The organism is Pseudomonas sp. SID14000, assembly GCF_002165135.1.
Lineage (GTDB): Bacteria > Pseudomonadota > Gammaproteobacteria > Pseudomonadales > Pseudomonadaceae > Aquipseudomonas.
On sequence record NZ_NFZQ01000003.1, the window covers coordinates 266,398 to 284,406 of the forward strand.

The window sequence follows — 18,009 nt, forward strand, 5'->3', positions numbered from 1 at the left end:
GCTTCTCGCTGTGGTGCGCGGCAGGCGCAGCTTAAGGCCTATGCCTGCAGGGTGCCAGCCCCAGGGAAAATTCACCGCACTTGACGGTTTTTTCACTGATCCTTCACGGACACAGGATAGCGGGCGGCCGACAATGCCCGATCTTTTTTGCGCCCTGGAGCCGTCATGCTGCAACCAACCCGACCTCGCCCGATCAATTTCTGGCTGTATCTGGGGCTACCCCTGGCGACCGCGCTGGGCTTGATCCTGCTTGAACTGACCTCGGTCGACATGGACATTGCCAACCTGTTCTTCGACCCTGCTGCCGGGCAGTTCATCGGCCGCCACAGCTATTTGCTGGAGAACATCCTGCATGACCGGGTCAAGCAGGGGGTGATCCTGCTGGGGGTATTGTCGCTGGTGACCTTTGCTGCCAGCTTCTTCTGGAAGCGCCTGTTCGGCTGGCGCCGTGAGCTAGGCTGCCTGGTGCTTGCGCTGGGCCTGTCCACGGCATTTGTCACGCCGCTGAAGAAAGTGACCCAGGTGCAATGCCCGTGGAGCCTGACCCAGTTTGGCGGGAAGGAAACCTACAGCAAACTGCTGGAACCACGGCCGGTGACCGACAAGCCCGGGCTGTGCTGGCCGGGTGGGCATGCCGCGACCGGGTTCTGCCTGTTTGGTTTGTTCTTCATGTTGCGTGATCGCAAGCCGCGGCTGGCACGGGTGGCGTTGACGGTAGCCTTCGTGGCCGGGTCGGTGCTGTCACTGGGACGGATGATGCAGGGGGCGCACTTCCTGTCGCACAACGTGTGGACAGCGGTGTTCTGCTGGTTGATCGGATTGGGGTCGTATTACCTGGTTCTTTATCGGCGTGGGGTAGCTGAGGTGCCCGCCGTCGAGCGCAGCGTCGCCTGAGCCAGGTGCCTGCCTTGAGTTAGATGTGGTGCGTAAACCGAGCGCCGCCCGCGCGGCGCTTCGCGGGGCAAGCCCGCTCCCACATTTGTTGCAACGTACCGAACCTGAAAGGCCATGGTTGTCAGCTTTGTTGGGTTGACTGGATTTCTGAGTTGGCATTGCTGCAGCCCCACTTGTCTCAAGCCTTGTGCCAAGGCTGGCAACGCCTCTTCCACAGGCATGGCCACGTTGCAACAAATGTGGGAGCGGGCTTGCCCCGCGAAGCGCCGCGCGGGCGGCGCTCGATCTCACAGGCGCCACACAAAACACGCCGAAAAGAAAAAGCCCCGGTTCTCGCGACCCGGGGCTTTTTGATGGTGCAGGGGGTAAGGCTGGCTTACATCATGCCGCCCATGCCACCCATGCCGCCCATGTCAGGCATGCCAGCAGCTGGCTTGTCTTCCGGCAGGTCGGCAACCATGGCTTCGGTGGTGATCATCAGACCGCCGATCGAAGCAGCAGCTTGCAGCGCCGAACGGGTAACCTTGGCTGGGTCCAGGATACCCATCTCGATCATGTCGCCGTATTCGCCGGTAGCCGCGTTGTAACCGAAGTTACCCGAACCTTGCTTGACCTTGTCAGCAACCACGCTTGGCTCGTCGCCGGCGTTGGCAGTGATCTGGCGCAGCGGCGCTTCAACGGCGCGACGCAGCAGGGCGATACCGACGTTCTGGTCTTCGTTGTCGCCTTTGAGGTTGGCCAGGGCAGCCAGGGAGCGAACCAGGGCCACACCACCGCCAGGCACCACGCCTTCTTCAACGGCTGCACGGGTAGCGTGCAGGGCGTCTTCAACGCGGGCTTTCTTCTCTTTCATTTCAACTTCGGTGCCGGCACCGACCTTGATCACGGCAACACCGCCAGCCAGCTTGGCCAGACGCTCTTGCAGCTTCTCACGGTCGTAGTCCGAGGAAGTCTCTTCGATCTGGGCGCGGATCTGCTTGACGCGTGCTTCGATCTCGGTGTCGGCGCCAGCGCCGTCGATGATGGTGGTGTTTTCCTTGGACAGGATGACGCGCTTGGCGTTACCCAGGTGCTCCAGGGTAGCGGTTTCCAGGGACAGGCCGATTTCTTCGGAGATGACCTGGCCGCCAGTCAGGACGGCGATGTCCTGCAGCATGGCCTTGCGACGGTCGCCGAAGCCCGGAGCCTTGACCGCAGCAACCTTGACGATGCCGCGCATGTTGTTGACTACCAGGGTAGCCAGGGCTTCGCCTTCAACGTCTTCGGCAACGATCAGCAGTGGGCGGCCGGCCTTGGCAACGGCTTCCAGAACTGGCAGCAGCTCACGGATGTTGGAGATCTTCTTGTCGACCAGCAGCAGCAGCGGGCCTTCCAGCTCGGCAACCATGGTGTCCGGCTTGTTGACGAAGTACGGCGACAGGTAGCCACGGTCGAACTGCATGCCTTCTACGACCGACAGTTCGTTTTCCAGGCCCGAGCCTTCTTCAACGGTGATCACGCCTTCTTTACCGACTTTTTCCATGGCTTCGGCGATGATTTCACCGATGGAGTTGTCGGAGTTGGCGGAGATGGTACCTACCTGGGCGATGGCCTTGGAGTCGGCGCATGGCTTGGACAGGTTCTTCAGTTCGGCAACAACGGCAGCGGTGGCCTTGTCGATACCGCGCTTCAGGTCCATCGGGTTCATGCCGGCAGCGACGGCTTTCAGGCCTTCGTTGACGATGGCCTGAGCCAGGACGGTAGCGGTGGTGGTGCCGTCACCAGCAGCGTCGTTGGCCTTGGAAGCAACTTCCTTGACCAGCTGGGCGCCCATGTTCTCGAAGGCGTCTTTCAGCTCGATTTCCTTGGCGACGGAAACGCCGTCCTTGGTGATGGTCGGCGCGCCGAAGCTCTTGGCCAGCACCACGTTGCGGCCTTTCGGGCCCAGGGTCGCTTTTACCGCGTCAGCCAGAACGTTGACACCAACCAGCATTTTCTTACGAGCGGAATCGCCGAATTTTACGTCTTTAGCAGCCATGATCGTTTAATCCTTGGAATTTCTTTGGAGTAACGGGAAGTCGGGAAATCAGCCTTCGATAACGGCGAGGATTTCGTTCTCGGCCATGACCAGCAGGTCTTCGCCATCGACTTTCACGGTGTTGCTGCCCGAGTAAGGGCCGAAAACCACTTTGTCACCCACTTTCACGGCCAGCGCGCGAACTTCGCCGTTGTCCAGGATACGACCGGTGCCGACGGCGACGACTTCGCCGCGGTTTGGTTTTTCAGCGGCCGAACCCGGCAGGACGATACCGCCAGCGGTTTTCGATTCTTCTTCGCTGCGACGGATGACGACGCGGTCATGCAGAGGACGAAGCTTCATTGTCGATCTCTCCCAAATAGTGGTTTTCATCGGCCGGTGTCGACACCGGCGGTTTGATGCAATTCCGGCGTTGCCGGAAGGCCGCTCGCCCTAGGCGAACCGCCTGAGTAATGACTGGTGTTGCCACCAGAAACCTTGCGGTGACCACTACATGAGGCCGCCATATTCAATTACAAGGCTTGCTGCAGAAAATTTTTCATTAGCGCCTTGATCCCGCAAAAAGCTGGGGCCGCTTCGCGCCCCTTTCGCGACACAAGGCCACTCCCACAGGAGGTATACGTCCCCTGTGGGAGCGGCCTTGTGTCGCGAAAGGGGCGCGAAGCGGCCCCGGGTATTACTTGTCGCGGCGCTCGTACTCGCCCTCGATCACATTCGGCTGGTGCCCGCCCTCACGCGGCCGGGCCTGGAACGGGTCGTCCTGGAACGCACGCTGGCGCATCGACTGCGCCTCGGCACGCTCGCGCAACTTGCGCGCGGCCAGGTGACGGGTGAATGGCAACAGGCACAGCAGGCCCAGCACGTCGCTGATGAAACCTGGCAGCAACAGCAGGCCACCGCCAACGGCCAGCATCATGCCCTGGAACATGTCCTCGGCGGGCAGTTCGCCACGCTGCAGGCTTTCACGGGCGCGCAGTGCAGTCGCCAGCCCGGCCACCCGCATCACCAGCACACCCAGGGCGGAGCCGGCGATGATCAGTAGCAGCGCCGGGAAGAAACCGATGGCGGCACTGACCTTCACAAAGACGAACAGCTCCAGCACGGGAAACAGGAGAAACAGCAGTAGAAAAGCACGCATCAAAGCAATCCTCGTTGGAAGAGAACCTTCCTGTAAGACCAACAAATGGATGCGTGCGCCCGGCTTTTCAACCCTCGACTTCCGACGCAACCGGCCACTGGTCGGCGCGGGCCAGCAAAACCAGGGCTTCGCGGACTTGTGTCGGCGTGTTGCAAGTGCTGGGGAAAGGCAACCAGTACACCGCCTGGCCGATACGCAGGTGCATGCCTTCGCTGTCCACCCCGACCATTTGCGCCGGCGCATGGCGTGGCAAATCGGTCAGTTCCACATAATGGGCGATGGCGTTGACGTGGTCATTGTTCATGTGCTCGACCATGCTCGCCTCGGCCTTGCCGGCGAACGGGTTGGCCAGGGTCACCTGGTCGAGCCAGTGGATGGCGCCGAAGCCGCCGATGTAGCGGTGGCGCACCGGCTGCAGCACCCAGAAGTCGAAGTCGTGGGCCTTGTGGTAGTCGGCTGCGTCCGGGAAATAGCGGTAGTAGCGCTCGGCGGAGGCCTCGATGGCGGCCGCCTCCACCAGCTTGTGCGCCTCGGCCATCACCGTCAGGCGCCCCACGGCCTGTACGTCCTCGGCTTCGCGCTCACCCACCAGCAGCGAGCACTTGGGGTCTTTCTGCAGGTTGTGGGTGTGCTGGGCGATGCGGCTGATGAGGATCAGCGGGTTGCCCTGGGCGTCCAGGCAGTACGGCACCACCGAGCCGAAGGGGTAGCCGGGCATCGACTTGGAATGGGTCGAAAGCACGCCGCGGTATTCCTTCAGCAGCAGCTCCCGGGCGGGACGGATGGCGTTAGTACTCACTTGCGGGCGGCTCCTGATATCGGGCTGGATGGGACAAGATAAGCATTATCAGATCCAGTGCCAATGGGGCTGCTTTGCAGCCCATCGCGACACAAGGCCGCTCCCACATGGACCGATGTACATCTTGCCTTTGTGGGAGCGGCCTTGTGTCGCGAAAGGGGCGCAACGCGCCCCCGGCGGTTTACCAGGTAACGCCGAAGCCCGCTGTATAGCGGGTCTTGTCCAGGTCACTCTCTCGGGTACCGGTGATGATGTCCTTCTCCGCCTTGAGGTTGAGCGAGGCCCACTCGGTGACCTTGTAACGCAGGCCAACCTCGGCATCCAGCGCGTAGTCGGCTACGCCACCCAGTGGCTTGGCGAACTCGCCATTGGTGAACAGCTGCACGTTCTTGCCAATCAGGTAGCGGGTGTAGTCCCACTTCACCGCTGCGGAATAGAAGTTGTCCTTGGAACCATCCTGGTATTCGAAGTCGGTACGGTTGATCAGCGAACCCAGCGAGAACGCGCCCAACTCGTTGTCCCAGAACTGGTAACCCGGGCCGGTACCCACGGTGCGCTGCCGGGCCAGGTCTTCGATGCGGTCGCGCTTGTACTCCATGCGCCCCTGCCAGAACCACTTCTCGGTGAGGAAGCGGTCCAGGGCGTACTCGGCACTCCAGTTGTCGGTGGTGGTGACGTCGTCCTTGGTCTCGCGGTTGTATTCGCCTTCGGCGTTGTGCCGCCAACGGCCGTGGCGGGCGCTGGTCTTGAAGCCGACGTCGTAGTCGTCGGTGTCGTTCTCGGCGCGCTTGTAGTCCAGCGCCACGTCGACGTTGCCCTTCCACACGAAGTCCTCGACCAGCGGCTTGGGCTTCATGATCTGCTCGATGCTGGCCAGCTCCACGGTCTTCGGCGCCTCGCCATTGGCCAAGGTCACCTTGCCGGGCTCGGCGGCCTTCAGCGACTTGGCCCGCTCACCGCTGTAGGCGTCCTGCTTGACCAGCATCTCCTGGTCGCTCTCCAGGGTCTGGACTTCTTTCCAGTCCAGGGCGATGGAACCACCATAGGGAGTTTCCAGCAGCAGCTTGCCACCGTCGAAGACTTTGATCTTGCCGCTGAGCCGGTCACCGTTCTTCATCCACACGGTGTCGGCGAACACCGGAGAGGCGCACAGGGAAACAGCAAGCAGGCACAACAAGGATCTAGAATACATAAGCGGGCTATTGTTTGCAGACTACGGGTTCGATTTGACGAAAAAAGCCGGGCATTATCCAGATAACGACGACCAGAGCAAGGACAGACCGGGAGCATGCCGTTGAGTTCAACTCTCATTTGCCAGACCGCCGGTCCGGTTTCATCTGCAGCCCAGGGAGGGCCTGATGTCTGATGGATATGACCACGCCCTCGACTCCGCCGAGGGCCGACGAACGGCGCTGTATTCGGTACTCGGCCAAGTGCCGGCCGGCAAGGTGGTCAGCTATGGCCAGCTGGCCGAGCTGGCGGGGCTTGGGCGGGCAGCACGCTGGGTCGGGCGCACCCTTGGGCAACTGCCCGCTGACACCCGTCTACCCTGGCACCGGGTGCTCGGCGCAGGTGGTCGGCTGAGCCTGGCACTGGGTACCCCGTCGGGGGATGAACAACGGGCGCGGCTGCGCGCGGAGGGTGTGAATGTAACCAACAATCGTGTGGATATGACGCGCCATGGCTGGCGCCCGATGGAGCACAGCGGTTAGAGTGCGCGCTTTGTTTTCGTAAACTTGAGGCAGATGTTGGCCCATGCCCCGTAAAACCTGGCGCGCTGCGCTTGCTGCCTATGCCAGCCCGTCAACCTTGGTACTTTTGCTGCTCGGCTTCGCTGCCGGTCTGCCCTACATGCTGGTGTTCTCCACCCTTTCGGTGTGGTTGCGCGAAGCGGGCGTGGCCCGCGAGACCATCGGTTATGCCAGCCTGATCGGCCTGGCCTACGCCTTCAAGTGGGTGTGGTCGCCGCTGCTCGACCAATGGCGCCTGCCGCTGCTCGGCAGCCTGGGGCGCCGGCGTTCGTGGCTGTTGCTGTCGCAAGCGCTGGTGGTGATCGGGCTGGTCGGCATGAGCCTGTGCGACCCGCAGCAACACCTGTCATGGTTGATCGCCTTGGCGGTGCTGGTGGCCTTCGCTTCGGCCACCCAGGACATCGCCGTCGATGCCTACCGCCTGGAAATCGCCGACGACCAGCGCCAGGCCGCGCTCGCCGCCAGCTACATGGCCGGTTACCGAGTGGCGGCCCTGCTGGCCACGGCTGGCGCCCTGTTCTTCGCCGAGTGGTTCGGCTCCACCGGCTTCAGCTACCTGCACAAGGCCTGGGCCGGCACCTACGTCATGTTCGCGGTAATGATGCTACCCGCGGTGTTCACCACCCTGATCATGCGCGAACCGCCCGTACCCATGCGTACCCAGTTGTCGGCAGCGCGCTATGGGCTGGTGCACCAGTTGGCCTCGGTATTCGTGCTGATCATCCTGCTGGTCTCGGTACCGGCCAGCTTCACCCAGATGTTCAATACCGGCTGGTCCAGCGTCATCTCCGGCGATGCAACGCCACTGGACCTGCTGCTGGAAGACCGCGCCTTCCTGCGCCTGATCCTCTACGTGCTGCTGACCTGGGCGTGCCTGTCGAGCCTGGGCCGCCGCGGCCTGGCTCCGGTGCTGACCCCGGTCAACGATTTCATCGCCCGCTACCGCTGGCAGGCCCTGCTGTTGCTCGGTCTGATCGCCACCTATCGCATGTCGGACACGGTGATGGGCGTGATGGCCAACGTGTTCTACATCGACATGGGCTTCACCAAGGACCAGATCGCCAGCGTCAGCAAGATCTTCGGCCTGATCATGACCCTGGTCGGCGCCGGGGTTGGCGGCCTGCTGATCGTGCGCTTCGGCATCATGCCGATCCTGTTCATCGGTGGTGCGGCTTCGGCGGGCACCAACATCCTGTTCCTGATGCTGGCCGACATGGGCCCGAACCTGCAAATGCTGGTGGTGACCATCTCGCTGGACAACTTCAGCTCCGGCATGGCCACCTCGGCCTTCGTCGCCTACCTGTCTAGCCTGACCAACCTGAAGTTCTCGGCCACCCAGTACGCGTTGCTCAGCTCGATCATGCTGCTGTTGCCAAGGCTGATCGGGGGATATTCGGGAGTCATGGTGGAGAAGTTCGGTTACCACGACTTCTTCCTGATCACTGCCCTGCTGGGCGTGCCGACCCTGATCCTGATTGCCCTGCAGTGGCGCCAGGAGGCCGGGCCAGGCAAGCCGGTGGCAGAGGAAGGTTCAGCGGCCGAGCGGCCCTGACAGCTTTGTACCACCTTGTACCGGCCTCTTCGTAGCACAAGGCTGCTCCTACAGGTACATCACAGGTTCCGAAAGCCCTGGTGTACCTGTAGGAGCAGCCTTGTGCTGCGAAGAGGCCAGTACAGGCAATAAAGATTACTGAGCAACAGCTCCTTCCCCAGGCCGTCCACCCACGACGAACCACAGCGGCCACAGTGCCAAGGCACCCGCCACACCCGCCGCCAGGGCAAAGTGCAACAAACTGGCCCCGGCACCGATCATCGCCAGCACCGCCCCACCCAGCCCCAGCAAGGCGATGGTGATCATCCCCAGCATGGCCGAGACCAGGCCCTTGCTCTGCTCGCTGGCAAACAGCGTCATGCGATACAGCACCGCGTTGGCCACGCCCAACCCCAGCGCGTACAGCGACATGCCAGCCACCACGCTGGTCACGCTCGGCCAGTACCAGGTCGCCAGCACCATCAGGCACAGACCGGCCAGGTATGGCCACAATGCACCCCGCACCAGCGCCGGCAGCGGATAGCGGTCGGCGATGCGGTTGATGATCAGGTTGCCAAGGATCAGCCCGCCAAACACCGGCAATTGCCACAAGGCGTACGCCATGGTGCTTAGCCCCTCGTCGTGGATCAGCAGCACCGGCGACAGGCCGATCCAGCCGATCAGCGGCAGACCGACCAGGCCCAGGGCCGCGCTACCAGCGACAAAACGGCGGTTGGCCAGCAACTGGCCGTAACCGGCCAGCAGCGGCAGCAGGTGGATCGGCGTGAACGCCAGGCGCGAGCCGTCACGCCGCTCCACGCCCAGGGTTTCCGGCATCAGCCGGTACAGCAGCAGCCAGGCCAGAACCGCGCCGATGGCAAAGGCCACGAACAGCCAGCGCCAATCCAGCCACTGCAGCAGCAAGGTGCCCACCAGCGGCCCGAGCAGTGGCGAAAGCAAGGCGATATTGGCCAGCAGCGCCATCATGCGCACGGCGTCGGCTTCGCTGAAGGCTTCGTTCAGGGCCGGGTAGCTGACCGTGACCACGAAGCCCAGGCCGATGCCCTGCAGCAGGCGCAGCAAGTTGAACAGGCCAATGTCGTGGACCCAGAAGGTGGCCATGCAGGCCAGGCCGAAGAACGCGCAACCAATCAGCAGCAACGGGCGCCGGCCATAGCGGTCGGCCAGCGGGCCGATCAGCCATTGCAGCACCACGCCCCCCAGCAGGTACAGGTTGAGGGCGTGGGGAATGTATTCGGGGCTGGCGTTCAGATCGCCGACCACCACCGGCATGGCCGGCATGACGGCGTCGCTGGCCAGGTAGGTGAGCAGCTCGAACAGGGCCAGGGTCAGGCCGAATAGCAAGGCGCGCAGGGGGGTAATGTACAGCAGTGGTTTCATGATGGCGTATCGGGTGTGGCAGGTGGGGCCAGGTTATATGCCAGAAATGGCAGGGTATTGCTGTGAACAAGTGTAATCCCGGGCACAAAAAGCCAGGGCCGCTTTGCGACCCTTCGCGGCGGTTCGGCGCGAAGGGGTGCGAAGCGGCCCCGATCAATGACAACGCGGTATTACTGCGCTGCAGTCTCCTGCACCACGCGAATCACCCGCTGCGGGAACGGAATGTCGATCCCTTCGGCCTTCAACCGGTCACGCGCATGCTCGTTGAGCATGAACATCACATCCCAGTAATCGGCAGTCTTGGTCCACAAGCGCAACGACACGGTGATCGAACTGTCGCCCAGGGTCGCGACCACCGCCTGCGGCGCCGGGTCAGGCAGCACACGCGGGTCCTGCGCCAGCTCCAGCAATACATTGCGGGCCTTCTGCAGGTCGGCCTCGTAGTCCACGCCCACGTCGAACACCACCTTGCGCGTCGGCTGGCGGTTGGTGTTGGTGATGATGCCGTTGGACAGGCTGCCGTTGGGCATGATCACGGTCTTGTTGTCACCGGTACGCACCACGGTGTGGAAGATCTGGATGCTGTCGACGGTACCGGCCACGCCTTGCGCCTCGATCCAGTCGCCGATGCGGAACGGGCGGAATAGCAGGATCAGCACACCACCGGCGAAGTTTGCCAGGCTGCCCTGCAACGCCAGACCGATGGCCAGCGTGGCACCACCAATCGCGGCCACGAACGAAGTGGTCTCAATGCCGATCATCGAGGCAACGCTGATCGCCAGCATGACCTTGAGGATTATGTTAGCCAGGGTACGGATGAAGCCCTGCAATGCCGGGTCTTGTACGCGCAAACCCACCAGCCTGGCGAGTCGATCACTGACCACGTTGGTAAGCCACCAGCCGATCGCCAAGGTCAGCAGGGCCAGCAGCAGACGGCTGCCGTATTCCATGATCAAGGGGACCCAGGTCTGCGATTGGCGGACCAGTTGATCGACTTCAGCGCTCAAATCCATATTCATCTCCTGATGCCGAAGGGCATGCACACGTATAGCAGGCCGCCGTCGGTTCGGCGGCCATGGCCCCCATGGACATCATTACGCCATCGGGGTTCCGGACAACCCTGCGATCAGTCGCGGAAGTTGTTGAACTGCAACGGCATGTCGAATTCCTTGGTACGCAGCAGGGCAATGGCTTCCTGCAGGTCGTCACGCTTCTTGCCGGTAACGCGTACCTGCTCGCCCTGAATGGCGGCCTGCACTTTCAGCTTGGCATCCTTGATGGTGGCGACAATCTTCTTCGCCAGGTCCTTGTCGATGCCTTCGCGGAACTTGGCTTCCTGTTTCTTTTCCTTGCCCGAGGCGTACGGGTCCTTGGTTTCCAGGCACTTCACGTCGATCTTGCGCTTGACCAGCGCAAGGCGCAGGATTTCCAGCATCGCTTCGAGCTGGAACTCTTCCTCGGCGGTGAGCATCACAGTCTGCTCTTTGTCCTTGAACTCGAAAGTACCCTTGCCCTTGAGGTCGTAGCGACGGTCCAGGTCCTTGATGGCGTTGTCGACCGCGTTCTGCACTTCGTGCTTGTCCAGTTCCGATACCACGTCGAACGAAGGCATGGTTGTTCTCCCAAAATAAAAGCGCGCTCAGCCTGAAGATGGAGCGCGCCGGGTTTGACGGTTAAAATGCGGGCTCATTATAACGGGTTGCGAAACGCATATGAGCAGCACCTGGCATATTCTCGGCGCCGGTAGCCTGGGCAGCCTGTGGGCTTGCCGCCTGGCGCGCGCCGGCAAGGCAGTGCGCCTGATCCTGCGTGACGGGCAACGGCTGCAGGCCTACCAGCAGGCCGGCGGCCTTACCCTGGTCGAACAGGACCAGCCCCACCACTACGCCATCCCCGCCGAAACCGCGCAGGCACACGGCCCGATCCACCGTCTGCTGGTGGCCTGCAAGGCCTACGACGCTGCACCGGCCATTGCCGGCGTGGCAGCGCGCCTGGCCGAGGGCGCCGAAGTGGTGCTGCTGCAGAACGGCCTGGGCAGCCAGGACGAAGTCGCCGACCTGGTGCCCCACGTGCGCTGCATCTTCGCCTCCAGTACCGAAGGGGCGTTCCGCGAGGGTGACTGGCAGGTACGCTTTGCCGGCCACGGCTTCAACTGGCTGGGCGACCCACGCAACCCGACCATCCCGACCTGGTTCGATGACCTGCACGAGGGCGGCATCCCCGCCGAGTGGACGGTGGATATCCTCACTCGCCTGTGGCGCAAGCTGGCGCTCAACTGCGCCATCAACCCGCTGACCGTGCTGCATGACTGCCAGAACGGCGGGCTGCTGGGGCACCTGGATGAAGTGGATGCCCTGTGCGTCGAGCTGTCCCAGCTGCTGCACCATTGTGGCCAGCCAGAAGCGGCAGACGGGCTGGACGAAGAAGTACAGCGGGTGATCCTAGCCACCGCGGCCAACTACTCTTCCATGTACCAGGACGTACGCGCTGGCCGGCGCACCGAGGTGCACTACCTGCTTGGCCACGCCTGTCGCGCCGCTGGCCGTCATGGCCTGCAGCTGCCAGAGCTGGAACGCCTGCTGCAGCGCCTGGTCGATAACCTGCGCGTGCGTGGTTTGCCCTGCGACTGACGCGGCCCTTTCAACCGGATACGGACATTGCCTAGCCCATGACCTTGCGCCAACGCCTGGAAAACCTCCCGGTCGGGCAGAAGCTGCTGGCGGCCCTGCTGGTGTTGCTGGTGACCATCCTGCTGGTGGCCAACCTCACCTTCATCAGCGCCGCATACTGGATCACCCAGGAAAGCATGGCGCCACAGGCGCTGCACACCATCGGCCGACTGGTGGCCAACCCGCAGCTGGCGGCCCGCGCCGGCGACACCCCGGACACCGCCAGCGCCCTGCTCAAGGAACTGGACAGCTACACGCCGCTGCGCGCCGCCGCCGTCTACGGTGGTGATGGCCGTATACTGGCGCAGCTGCAGCACGGCGAGCCGCTGGCCCTGCCCAGGCGTTTTCGCGACATCGACGGCTGGCGCCTGATGGAGTTTCGCAGCACCCAGCTGATCCGCATGCCACGTGACGCCAACCCGCCGGCGCACCTGCTGCTGGTGGCAAGCAGCGAATTGCCCACGGCTTTCTACACCGGTACCCTCAGCGCCAGCCTGGGCATCCTGGTGTTCAGCATCCTGTTGTGGATCGTCATCGCCCGACAGATCAAACGCCTGATCACCCAGCCGATCAACCAGCTCGAAGAGCTCAGCCGCCAGGTCACCCGCGAAGAGAGCTATGCCCTGCGTGCCCAGCGAGGCAACGACGACGAAATCGGCAGCCTGGCCGAAGCGTTCAACACCATGCTCTCGCGCATCGAAGCCCGCGAACAGCAACTCAAGCGCACCCGCGACGAATTCCAGGAAGCCTATGACCAGGCCCAGGGCCTGGCCGAGGAAACCCGCCACACCAACCGCAAGCTGGAGCTGGAAGTCCAGGTGCGCAGCAAGATCGAGAAAAAGCTCACCGGCTTCCAGAACTACCTCAACAGCATTATCGACTCGATGCCCTCGGCGCTGATCGCCCTCGACGAACAGCTCTACGTGACCCAATGGAACCACGAAGCCACGGTGCTTTCCGGCACGCCACTGGACGAAGCGCTGAACCAGCCGATCTTCATCGCCTTCGAACCGCTCAAGCCGTTCTTGCCGCAGTTGAAGGAGACCGTGGAAAAACACCGGGTGGCGAAGATCGAGCGGGTCACCTGGCCCAAGGGCGACGACCTGCGCCACTACGCCCTGACCTTCTACCCGCTGACCGGTGGCGGCGGCCGTGGCGTGGTCATCCGCATCGACGACATCACCCAGCGCCTGTCACTGGAAGAAATGATGGTGCAATCCGAGAAGATGCTTTCGGTTGGCGGCCTGGCCGCCGGCATGGCCCATGAGATCAACAACCCGCTGGGTGCGATCCTGCATAACGTGCAGAACATTCGCCGGCGCCTGTCACCAGAGCTGCCGCGCAACCTGGAGCAGGCCGAAGAACTGGGCATCGACCTGCCCATGGTCAACCGCTATCTGGAAAGCCGCGAAGTGCCGCAATTGCTCGACGGCATCCAGCAGGCCGGTGCCCGGGCAGCGAAGATCGTCACCCACATGCTCAGCTTCAGCCGCCGCAGCAACCGGCAGCTGGCGCCGTGCGACCTGCCGGCGCTGATCGACCAGGCAGTGGAGATTGCCAGCAACGACTTCGACCTGGCCATCGGCTTCGACTTCAAGGGCCAAGCCATCGTGCGTCAGTTCGACCCCGAGCTGGGGCCGGTACCGTGCACCGCCAACGAACTGGAGCAGGTGCTGCTCAACCTGCTGAAAAACGCCGCCCAGGCCATCCACCAGCGACCTCAGCCGAGCGAGCCTGGGCGCATCACCCTGCGCACCCGCTTGAACCCGCCATGGGCAGAAATCCAGGTCGAGGACAACGGCGTCGGCATGCCCGAGGGGGTGCGCAAACGCACCTTCGAGCCGTTCTTCACCACCAAGGAAATCGGCCAGGGCACCGGCCTGGGCCTGTCGGTCTCGTACTTCATCATCACCAACAACCACAAGGGGCAGATGGAAGTGCAGTCCACGCCCGGCCAGGGCACCTGCTTCACCCTGCGCCTGCCCCTCGGCCAGCCGGCAACGGCGGCGCCGGCCAAAACGGAGAAGTGACATGGGCTACCGTCTGTCGAAGATCTACACCCGCACCGGCGACAAAGGCGAAACCGGCCTGGGCGACGGGCGCCGGGTGCCCAAGGACCACCCACGGATCGAAGCGATTGGCGAGGTGGACAGCTTGAACAGCCAGCTGGGTTTGTTGCTGGCGGGGCTGGCCGAACAAGGGTTGGATGAAGTGAGCACAGTGTTGGCGCCGTGTCAGCACCGCCTGTTCGACCTGGGCGGTGAATTGGCGATGCCCAGTTATCAGGCGTTGAACCTGGCGGAAGTGGAACGCCTGGAAGCGGCGATCGATGTGTGGAATGAAGAGCTGGGGCCGTTGAAGAACTTCATCTTGCCCAGTGGCTCGGCGCTGGTGGCGCAGGCGCATGTGTGCCGGAGCCTGGCGCGCAGTGCGGAGCGGCGGTGTCAGCAGCTGAATGCGCTGGAGCCGTTGGCGGGGGTTGGGTTGGCGTATATCAACCGGCTTTCGGATCTGCTGTTCGTGGCGGCCCGGATCATTGGGCGGCGGCAAGGGGTGGCTGAGGTTTTGTGGCAGCCTGCTGAGAAACCAAAAGGCTGATATTTCTGGGGCTGCTTTGCAGCCCGTCGCGACACAAGGCCGCTCCTACAGGGGGTTCGCGATTCATTCAGGATTACGCGATTCCTTTGTAGGAGCGGCCTTGTGTCGCGAAGGGGCGCAAAGCGGCCCCAATTACAGGCGACTCAGATCTCGGGCCAGAACGCCCGGATGCCGGCAACACCCTGCGCCCCCGCTTCCCAGGCCTGTTCACGCTCGCCCGGCCCTACCCCACCCAGCAGGTAGACCGGCTTGTTGAACCCGGCAATCAACCGCTGCGCCTCATCCCACCCCAACGGCACCGCCTCGGGGTGGGTCCGGGTCGCCTGCACCGGCGACAAGGTGACAAAGTCCACGCCCATCTGCTCCGCCAGCGCCAGCTCTTCGGCACTGTGGCAGGACGCCGCCAGCCAGCGCTCCTTGGGGAACGGCCGGCCGTTGGCGGCATACTTGCGCAGTTGTGCAGCCGTCAGGTGCCAACCGGCGGCAGGGAAGTCACCCAGCCACTCCAACGGCCCCTTGAGCATCAGCTGCGCCTTGCCCGCGCACAGGCCGACCGCATCCACCGCCACATCGCGGTACTTGGGGTCATACATGTCCGGGGCACGCAACTGGATCAGGCGAATGCCGCTGGCCACCGCCTTCTGGATGCCCTTGAGCATCTGCGGCACTTCCAGGCCATCTGGGGTGATCAGGTACTGGTCTGGCAGGCGCGCGGCCGCAACGATCGGTTTATTGGCCTCGGGGAATTCGTACTGGGGCAAATCGCGGGGGGCAACCCATTCCAGCGGCTGGCCCTCGGCGCCATGCGGCTCGCCGGTGAATGCCTCGACTTCGCGCACATCCAGCAGCACCTGCTTGTCCGGATAGTCGTGGCTGACCTTGATCAACGCGCGCGAACGGCTTACCTCGATGCCCAGCTCCTCACGCAGTTCGCGGGCCAGCGCTGCCTCGACGCCCTCACCCTCTTCCACCTTGCCGCCCGGGAATTCCCACAGGCCGCCCTGGTGCTGGGTATCGGCACGGCGTGCGATCAGAATGCGGCCATCAGCACCGCGAATGACAGCGGCTACAACATGAATCCGTTTCACCCTTCACGCTCCGTCAGACCAGCCCGCTGCCAGGCCTGGAAGGCCGGCCACCGGTAAATGGTTTCGATATAGGCCGCCGCCTCCGCAGGCACTTCGACGCGGTAGGTGCGCAGGCGCACAGCCACCGGGGCGAAGAAGGCATCGGCCAGGCTCGGCTTGCCGAACAGGAACGGGCCACTGTCCTTGGCCACCAGACGGCATTCGGACCACAGCGCAACGATACGGTCTATATCGATTTGTACCTCCAGCGGCACGCTGTCCAGCGCCTGATCACGCGACAGGTCGAACGGCATGGCGCCGCGCAGTGCGAGGAAGCCACTGTGCATTTGTGCGCAGGCCGAACGCGCCTGGGCACGGGCCGCTACGTCGGCAGGCCATAGCTGGGCTTCGGGGTGCTGTTCGTTGAGATATTCGGCGATGGCCAAGGAGTCGGCGATCACACCGTGCCCGGTCTTGAGCAGCGGTACCTTGCCGGTGGCAGAGAAGGCGAGGATGCGCTGTCGGGTGTCAGGCTGGTTGAGTTTGATCAGGGTTTCTTCGTAAGGCACGCCAGCCAGCTCGAGGGCCAGGGCGCCACGCAGCGACCAGGAGGAATACAGCTTGTCGCCGATGATCAGGTGATAGCTCATGGTTCGGCTCCATCGTTTGGGAATTTTGGGGCTGCCTTGCAGCCCATCGCGACGCAAGGCCGCTCCCACATGGGGCGGTGTACGCTGGACCTTGTGGGAGCGGCCTTGTGTCGCGAAAGGGCCGCAAAGCGGCCCCAATTACATCAGGTACGGTACTCGGCGTTGATCTTCACGTACTCGTGGGACAGGTCGGTAGTCCAGATGGTTTCGCTGCACTGGCCACGGCCCAGTTCGATACGGATGGTGATCTCTTCCTGGGCCATGACCTTGGCGCCCTGGTCTTCGGTGTAGCTCGGGCTGCGGCCGCCTTTGCTGGCAATGCACACGCTGTCCAGGTACACATCGATCAGGCTCACATCCAGCTCCGGTACACCAGCACGGCCAACGGCGGCGAGGATACGGCCCCAGTTCGGGTCGGAGGCGAACAGCGCAGTCTTGATCAGCGGCGAGTGGGCCACGGCGTAGCCGACGTCCAGGCACTCCTGGTGGTTGCCACCGCCATTGACCTGCACGGTAACGAACTTGGTAGCGCCTTCGCCGTCACGGACGATGGCCTGGGCCACTTCCATGCAAACTTCGAACACCGCCTTCTTCAACGCTTCGAACAGCGGGCCGCTGGCTTCGGTGACTTCCGGCAGATTGGCCTTGCCGGTGGCGATCAGCATGCAGCAGTCGTTGGTCGAGGTGTCGCCATCGATGGTGATGCGGTTGAACGACTTGTTGGCGCCGTCCAGCATCAGGTCCTTGAGCACCTTTGGTGCCACCTTGGCGTCGGTGGCGATGTAGCCGAGCATGGTGGCCATGTTCGGGCGGATCATGCCTGCACCCTTGCTGATGCCGGTGACGGTAACGGTCACGCCATCGTGCTGGAACTGGCGGCTGGCACCCTTGGGCAGGGTGTCGGTGGTCATGATGCCGGTGGCGGCTTCGGCCCAGTGGTTTTCCGACAGGTTATCCAGGGCAGCCTGCAGCGCGCCTTCGATCTTCTCGACCGGCAGCGGCTCGCCGATTACGCCAGTGGAGAACGGCAGTACCGACTCGGCCGGTACGCCGGCCAGTTCGGCCAGCTTGGCGCAGGTGCGCTCGGCGGCGGCCAGGCCTGGCGCGCCGGTGCCGGCGTTGGCGTTACCGGTATTGGTCAGCAGGTAGCGCACGGTGCCCTGCACACGCTGCTTGGACAGGATCACCGGCGCTGCGCAGAAGGCATTGAGGGTGAACACGCCCGCCACGCTGGAGCCTTCGGCACAGCGCATGACCACCACATCCTTGCGCCCCGGGCGCTTGATGCCGGCAGAAGCGATACCGAGTTCAAAACCCGGAACCGGGTGCAGGGTGGGCAAAGGACCAAGACCAACAGCCATTAGAGCGCTCCTAGAAAATACGGTGAACAGGTGATGGAAGAGCGGGGCCGCTTCGCGCCCCATTCGCGGCACAAGGCCGCTCCTACAAGGACATCGCAACCATTGGGGCTGGCGCGGTCCCTGTAGGAGCGGC

Annotated in this window: 17 protein-coding genes; 6 read left to right on the forward strand and 11 right to left on the reverse strand. The window is 63.3% G+C overall.

Annotation, left to right across the window (positions count from 1 at the left end):
• The first annotated feature begins 165 nt into the window (after positions 1–165).
• The gene (locus CAY82_RS06310; protein WP_087500417.1) at positions 166–894 is read left to right on the forward strand and encodes a phosphatase PAP2 family protein; all 729 of its coding nucleotides are present in this window, start codon (positions 166–168) and stop codon (positions 892–894) included.
• A 376-nt stretch (positions 895–1,270) separates the two neighbouring features.
• Here CAY82_RS06310 and groL read toward each other — a convergent pair whose 3' ends face one another.
• The 5 genes from groL to CAY82_RS06335 form a co-directional block, all read right to left on the reverse strand.
• Complete coding sequence (gene groL, locus CAY82_RS06315; RefSeq protein ID WP_087500418.1) at positions 1,271–2,911, reverse strand: chaperonin GroEL; 1,641 nt, start codon at positions 2,909–2,911, stop codon at positions 1,271–1,273.
• A 48-nt stretch (positions 2,912–2,959) separates the two neighbouring features.
• Positions 2,960–3,253 carry a co-chaperone GroES gene (locus tag CAY82_RS06320; protein WP_003260750.1) on the reverse strand — a complete coding sequence of 98 codons (294 nt, stop codon included), beginning with the start codon at positions 3,251–3,253 and terminating at the stop codon, positions 2,960–2,962.
• A gap of 334 nt (positions 3,254–3,587) precedes the next feature.
• On the reverse strand, positions 3,588–4,049 hold the full coding sequence (locus CAY82_RS06325; protein WP_087500419.1) for an FxsA family protein: 462 nt from the start codon (positions 4,047–4,049) through the stop codon (positions 3,588–3,590).
• Positions 4,050–4,116: 67 nt separating this feature from the next.
• Positions 4,117–4,848 (reverse strand): HugZ family protein, encoded by a 732-nt coding sequence (locus CAY82_RS06330; RefSeq protein ID WP_087500420.1) that lies wholly within the window; start codon positions 4,846–4,848, stop codon positions 4,117–4,119.
• 181 nt (positions 4,849–5,029) lie between these two features.
• Positions 5,030–6,040 carry a DUF481 domain-containing protein gene (locus CAY82_RS06335; RefSeq protein ID WP_087500421.1) on the reverse strand — a complete coding sequence of 337 codons (1,011 nt, stop codon included), beginning with the start codon at positions 6,038–6,040 and terminating at the stop codon, positions 5,030–5,032.
• A gap of 166 nt (positions 6,041–6,206) precedes the next feature.
• On the opposite strand from CAY82_RS06335, the gene CAY82_RS06340 reads away from it, so the two are divergent.
• Positions 6,207–6,560 (forward strand): MGMT family protein, encoded by a 354-nt coding sequence (locus CAY82_RS06340; RefSeq protein ID WP_087500422.1) that lies wholly within the window; start codon positions 6,207–6,209, stop codon positions 6,558–6,560.
• 43 nt (positions 6,561–6,603) lie between these two features.
• Complete coding sequence (locus CAY82_RS06345) at positions 6,604–8,151, forward strand: AmpG family muropeptide MFS transporter (protein ID WP_087500423.1); 1,548 nt, start codon at positions 6,604–6,606, stop codon at positions 8,149–8,151.
• A 135-nt stretch (positions 8,152–8,286) separates the two neighbouring features.
• Here CAY82_RS06345 and CAY82_RS06350 read toward each other — a convergent pair whose 3' ends face one another.
• The 3 genes from CAY82_RS06350 to CAY82_RS06360 all read right to left on the reverse strand — a co-directional run bounded on the left by CAY82_RS06350 (position 8,287) and on the right by CAY82_RS06360 (position 11,143).
• Complete coding sequence (locus tag CAY82_RS06350) at positions 8,287–9,531, reverse strand: MFS transporter (RefSeq protein WP_087500424.1); 1,245 nt, start codon at positions 9,529–9,531, stop codon at positions 8,287–8,289.
• A gap of 170 nt (positions 9,532–9,701) precedes the next feature.
• Positions 9,702–10,544, reverse strand: coding sequence for a mechanosensitive ion channel family protein (locus CAY82_RS06355; protein WP_063913293.1), 843 nt, complete (start codon positions 10,542–10,544; stop codon positions 9,702–9,704).
• Between the two features lie 113 nt (positions 10,545–10,657).
• On the reverse strand, positions 10,658–11,143 hold the full coding sequence (locus CAY82_RS06360) for a YajQ family cyclic di-GMP-binding protein (protein ID WP_013974099.1): 486 nt from the start codon (positions 11,141–11,143) through the stop codon (positions 10,658–10,660).
• A gap of 100 nt (positions 11,144–11,243) precedes the next feature.
• Between CAY82_RS06360 and CAY82_RS06365 the strand changes: the two genes are divergently transcribed.
• Genes CAY82_RS06365 through CAY82_RS06375 form a run of 3 tightly spaced genes read left to right on the forward strand, consistent with a single transcriptional unit; the run spans position 11,244 to position 14,798 of the window.
• Complete coding sequence (locus CAY82_RS06365) at positions 11,244–12,161, forward strand: putative 2-dehydropantoate 2-reductase (RefSeq protein WP_087500425.1); 918 nt, start codon at positions 11,244–11,246, stop codon at positions 12,159–12,161.
• 38 nt (positions 12,162–12,199) lie between these two features.
• Complete coding sequence (locus tag CAY82_RS06370; protein WP_087500426.1) at positions 12,200–14,230, forward strand: ATP-binding protein; 2,031 nt, start codon at positions 12,200–12,202, stop codon at positions 14,228–14,230.
• 1 nt (position 14,231) lies between these two features.
• On the forward strand, positions 14,232–14,798 hold the full coding sequence (locus CAY82_RS06375) for a cob(I)yrinic acid a,c-diamide adenosyltransferase (protein ID WP_087500427.1): 567 nt from the start codon (positions 14,232–14,234) through the stop codon (positions 14,796–14,798).
• A 143-nt stretch (positions 14,799–14,941) separates the two neighbouring features.
• Here the strand turns inward: CAY82_RS06375 and CAY82_RS06380 are convergent, their stop codons facing one another.
• From CAY82_RS06380 to argJ, 3 genes are all read right to left on the reverse strand, one after another.
• Positions 14,942–15,886, reverse strand: a complete 945-nt coding sequence (locus CAY82_RS06380) for a Nudix family hydrolase (protein WP_087500428.1) — start codon at positions 15,884–15,886, stop codon at positions 14,942–14,944.
• Positions 15,883–16,515 (reverse strand): glutathione S-transferase family protein, encoded by a 633-nt coding sequence (locus tag CAY82_RS06385; protein ID WP_087500429.1) that lies wholly within the window; start codon positions 16,513–16,515, stop codon positions 15,883–15,885. Before CAY82_RS06385 ends, CAY82_RS06380 begins: the two co-directional genes overlap by 4 nt.
• 143 nt (positions 16,516–16,658) lie before the next feature.
• Positions 16,659–17,876 carry a bifunctional glutamate N-acetyltransferase/amino-acid acetyltransferase ArgJ gene (argJ, locus tag CAY82_RS06390; RefSeq protein ID WP_087500430.1) on the reverse strand — a complete coding sequence of 406 codons (1,218 nt, stop codon included), beginning with the start codon at positions 17,874–17,876 and terminating at the stop codon, positions 16,659–16,661.
• Between the last annotated feature and the right edge of the window lie 133 nt (positions 17,877–18,009).

What these genes read in the sequence shown, in the direction of transcription:
- CAY82_RS06370 (WP_087500426.1), top strand. Translation starts at nt 12,200, where the DNA reads ATGACCTTGCGCCAACGCCTGGAAAACCTCCCGGTCGGGCAGAAGCTG.
- CAY82_RS06335 (WP_087500421.1), bottom strand. Translation starts at nt 6,040, where the DNA reads ATGTATTCTAGATCCTTGTTGTGCCTGCTTGCTGTTTCCCTGTGCGCC.
- CAY82_RS06360 (WP_013974099.1), bottom strand. Translation starts at nt 11,143, where the DNA reads ATGCCTTCGTTCGACGTGGTATCGGAACTGGACAAGCACGAAGTGCAG.
- CAY82_RS06365 (WP_087500425.1), top strand. Translation starts at nt 11,244, where the DNA reads ATGAGCAGCACCTGGCATATTCTCGGCGCCGGTAGCCTGGGCAGCCTG.
- CAY82_RS06355 (WP_063913293.1), bottom strand. Translation starts at nt 10,544, where the DNA reads ATGGATTTGAGCGCTGAAGTCGATCAACTGGTCCGCCAATCGCAGACC.
- CAY82_RS06350 (WP_087500424.1), bottom strand. Translation starts at nt 9,531, where the DNA reads ATGAAACCACTGCTGTACATTACCCCCCTGCGCGCCTTGCTATTCGGC.
- CAY82_RS06325 (WP_087500419.1), bottom strand. Translation starts at nt 4,049, where the DNA reads ATGCGTGCTTTTCTACTGCTGTTTCTCCTGTTTCCCGTGCTGGAGCTG.
- groL (WP_087500418.1), bottom strand. Translation starts at nt 2,911, where the DNA reads ATGGCTGCTAAAGACGTAAAATTCGGCGATTCCGCTCGTAAGAAAATG.
- CAY82_RS06345 (WP_087500423.1), top strand. Translation starts at nt 6,604, where the DNA reads ATGCCCCGTAAAACCTGGCGCGCTGCGCTTGCTGCCTATGCCAGCCCG.
- CAY82_RS06340 (WP_087500422.1), top strand. Translation starts at nt 6,207, where the DNA reads ATGTCTGATGGATATGACCACGCCCTCGACTCCGCCGAGGGCCGACGA.
- CAY82_RS06385 (WP_087500429.1), bottom strand. Translation starts at nt 16,515, where the DNA reads ATGAGCTATCACCTGATCATCGGCGACAAGCTGTATTCCTCCTGGTCG.
- CAY82_RS06320 (WP_003260750.1), bottom strand. Translation starts at nt 3,253, where the DNA reads ATGAAGCTTCGTCCTCTGCATGACCGCGTCGTCATCCGTCGCAGCGAA.
- CAY82_RS06310 (WP_087500417.1), top strand. Translation starts at nt 166, where the DNA reads ATGCTGCAACCAACCCGACCTCGCCCGATCAATTTCTGGCTGTATCTG.
- argJ (WP_087500430.1), bottom strand. Translation starts at nt 17,876, where the DNA reads ATGGCTGTTGGTCTTGGTCCTTTGCCCACCCTGCACCCGGTTCCGGGT.
- CAY82_RS06375 (WP_087500427.1), top strand. Translation starts at nt 14,232, where the DNA reads ATGGGCTACCGTCTGTCGAAGATCTACACCCGCACCGGCGACAAAGGC.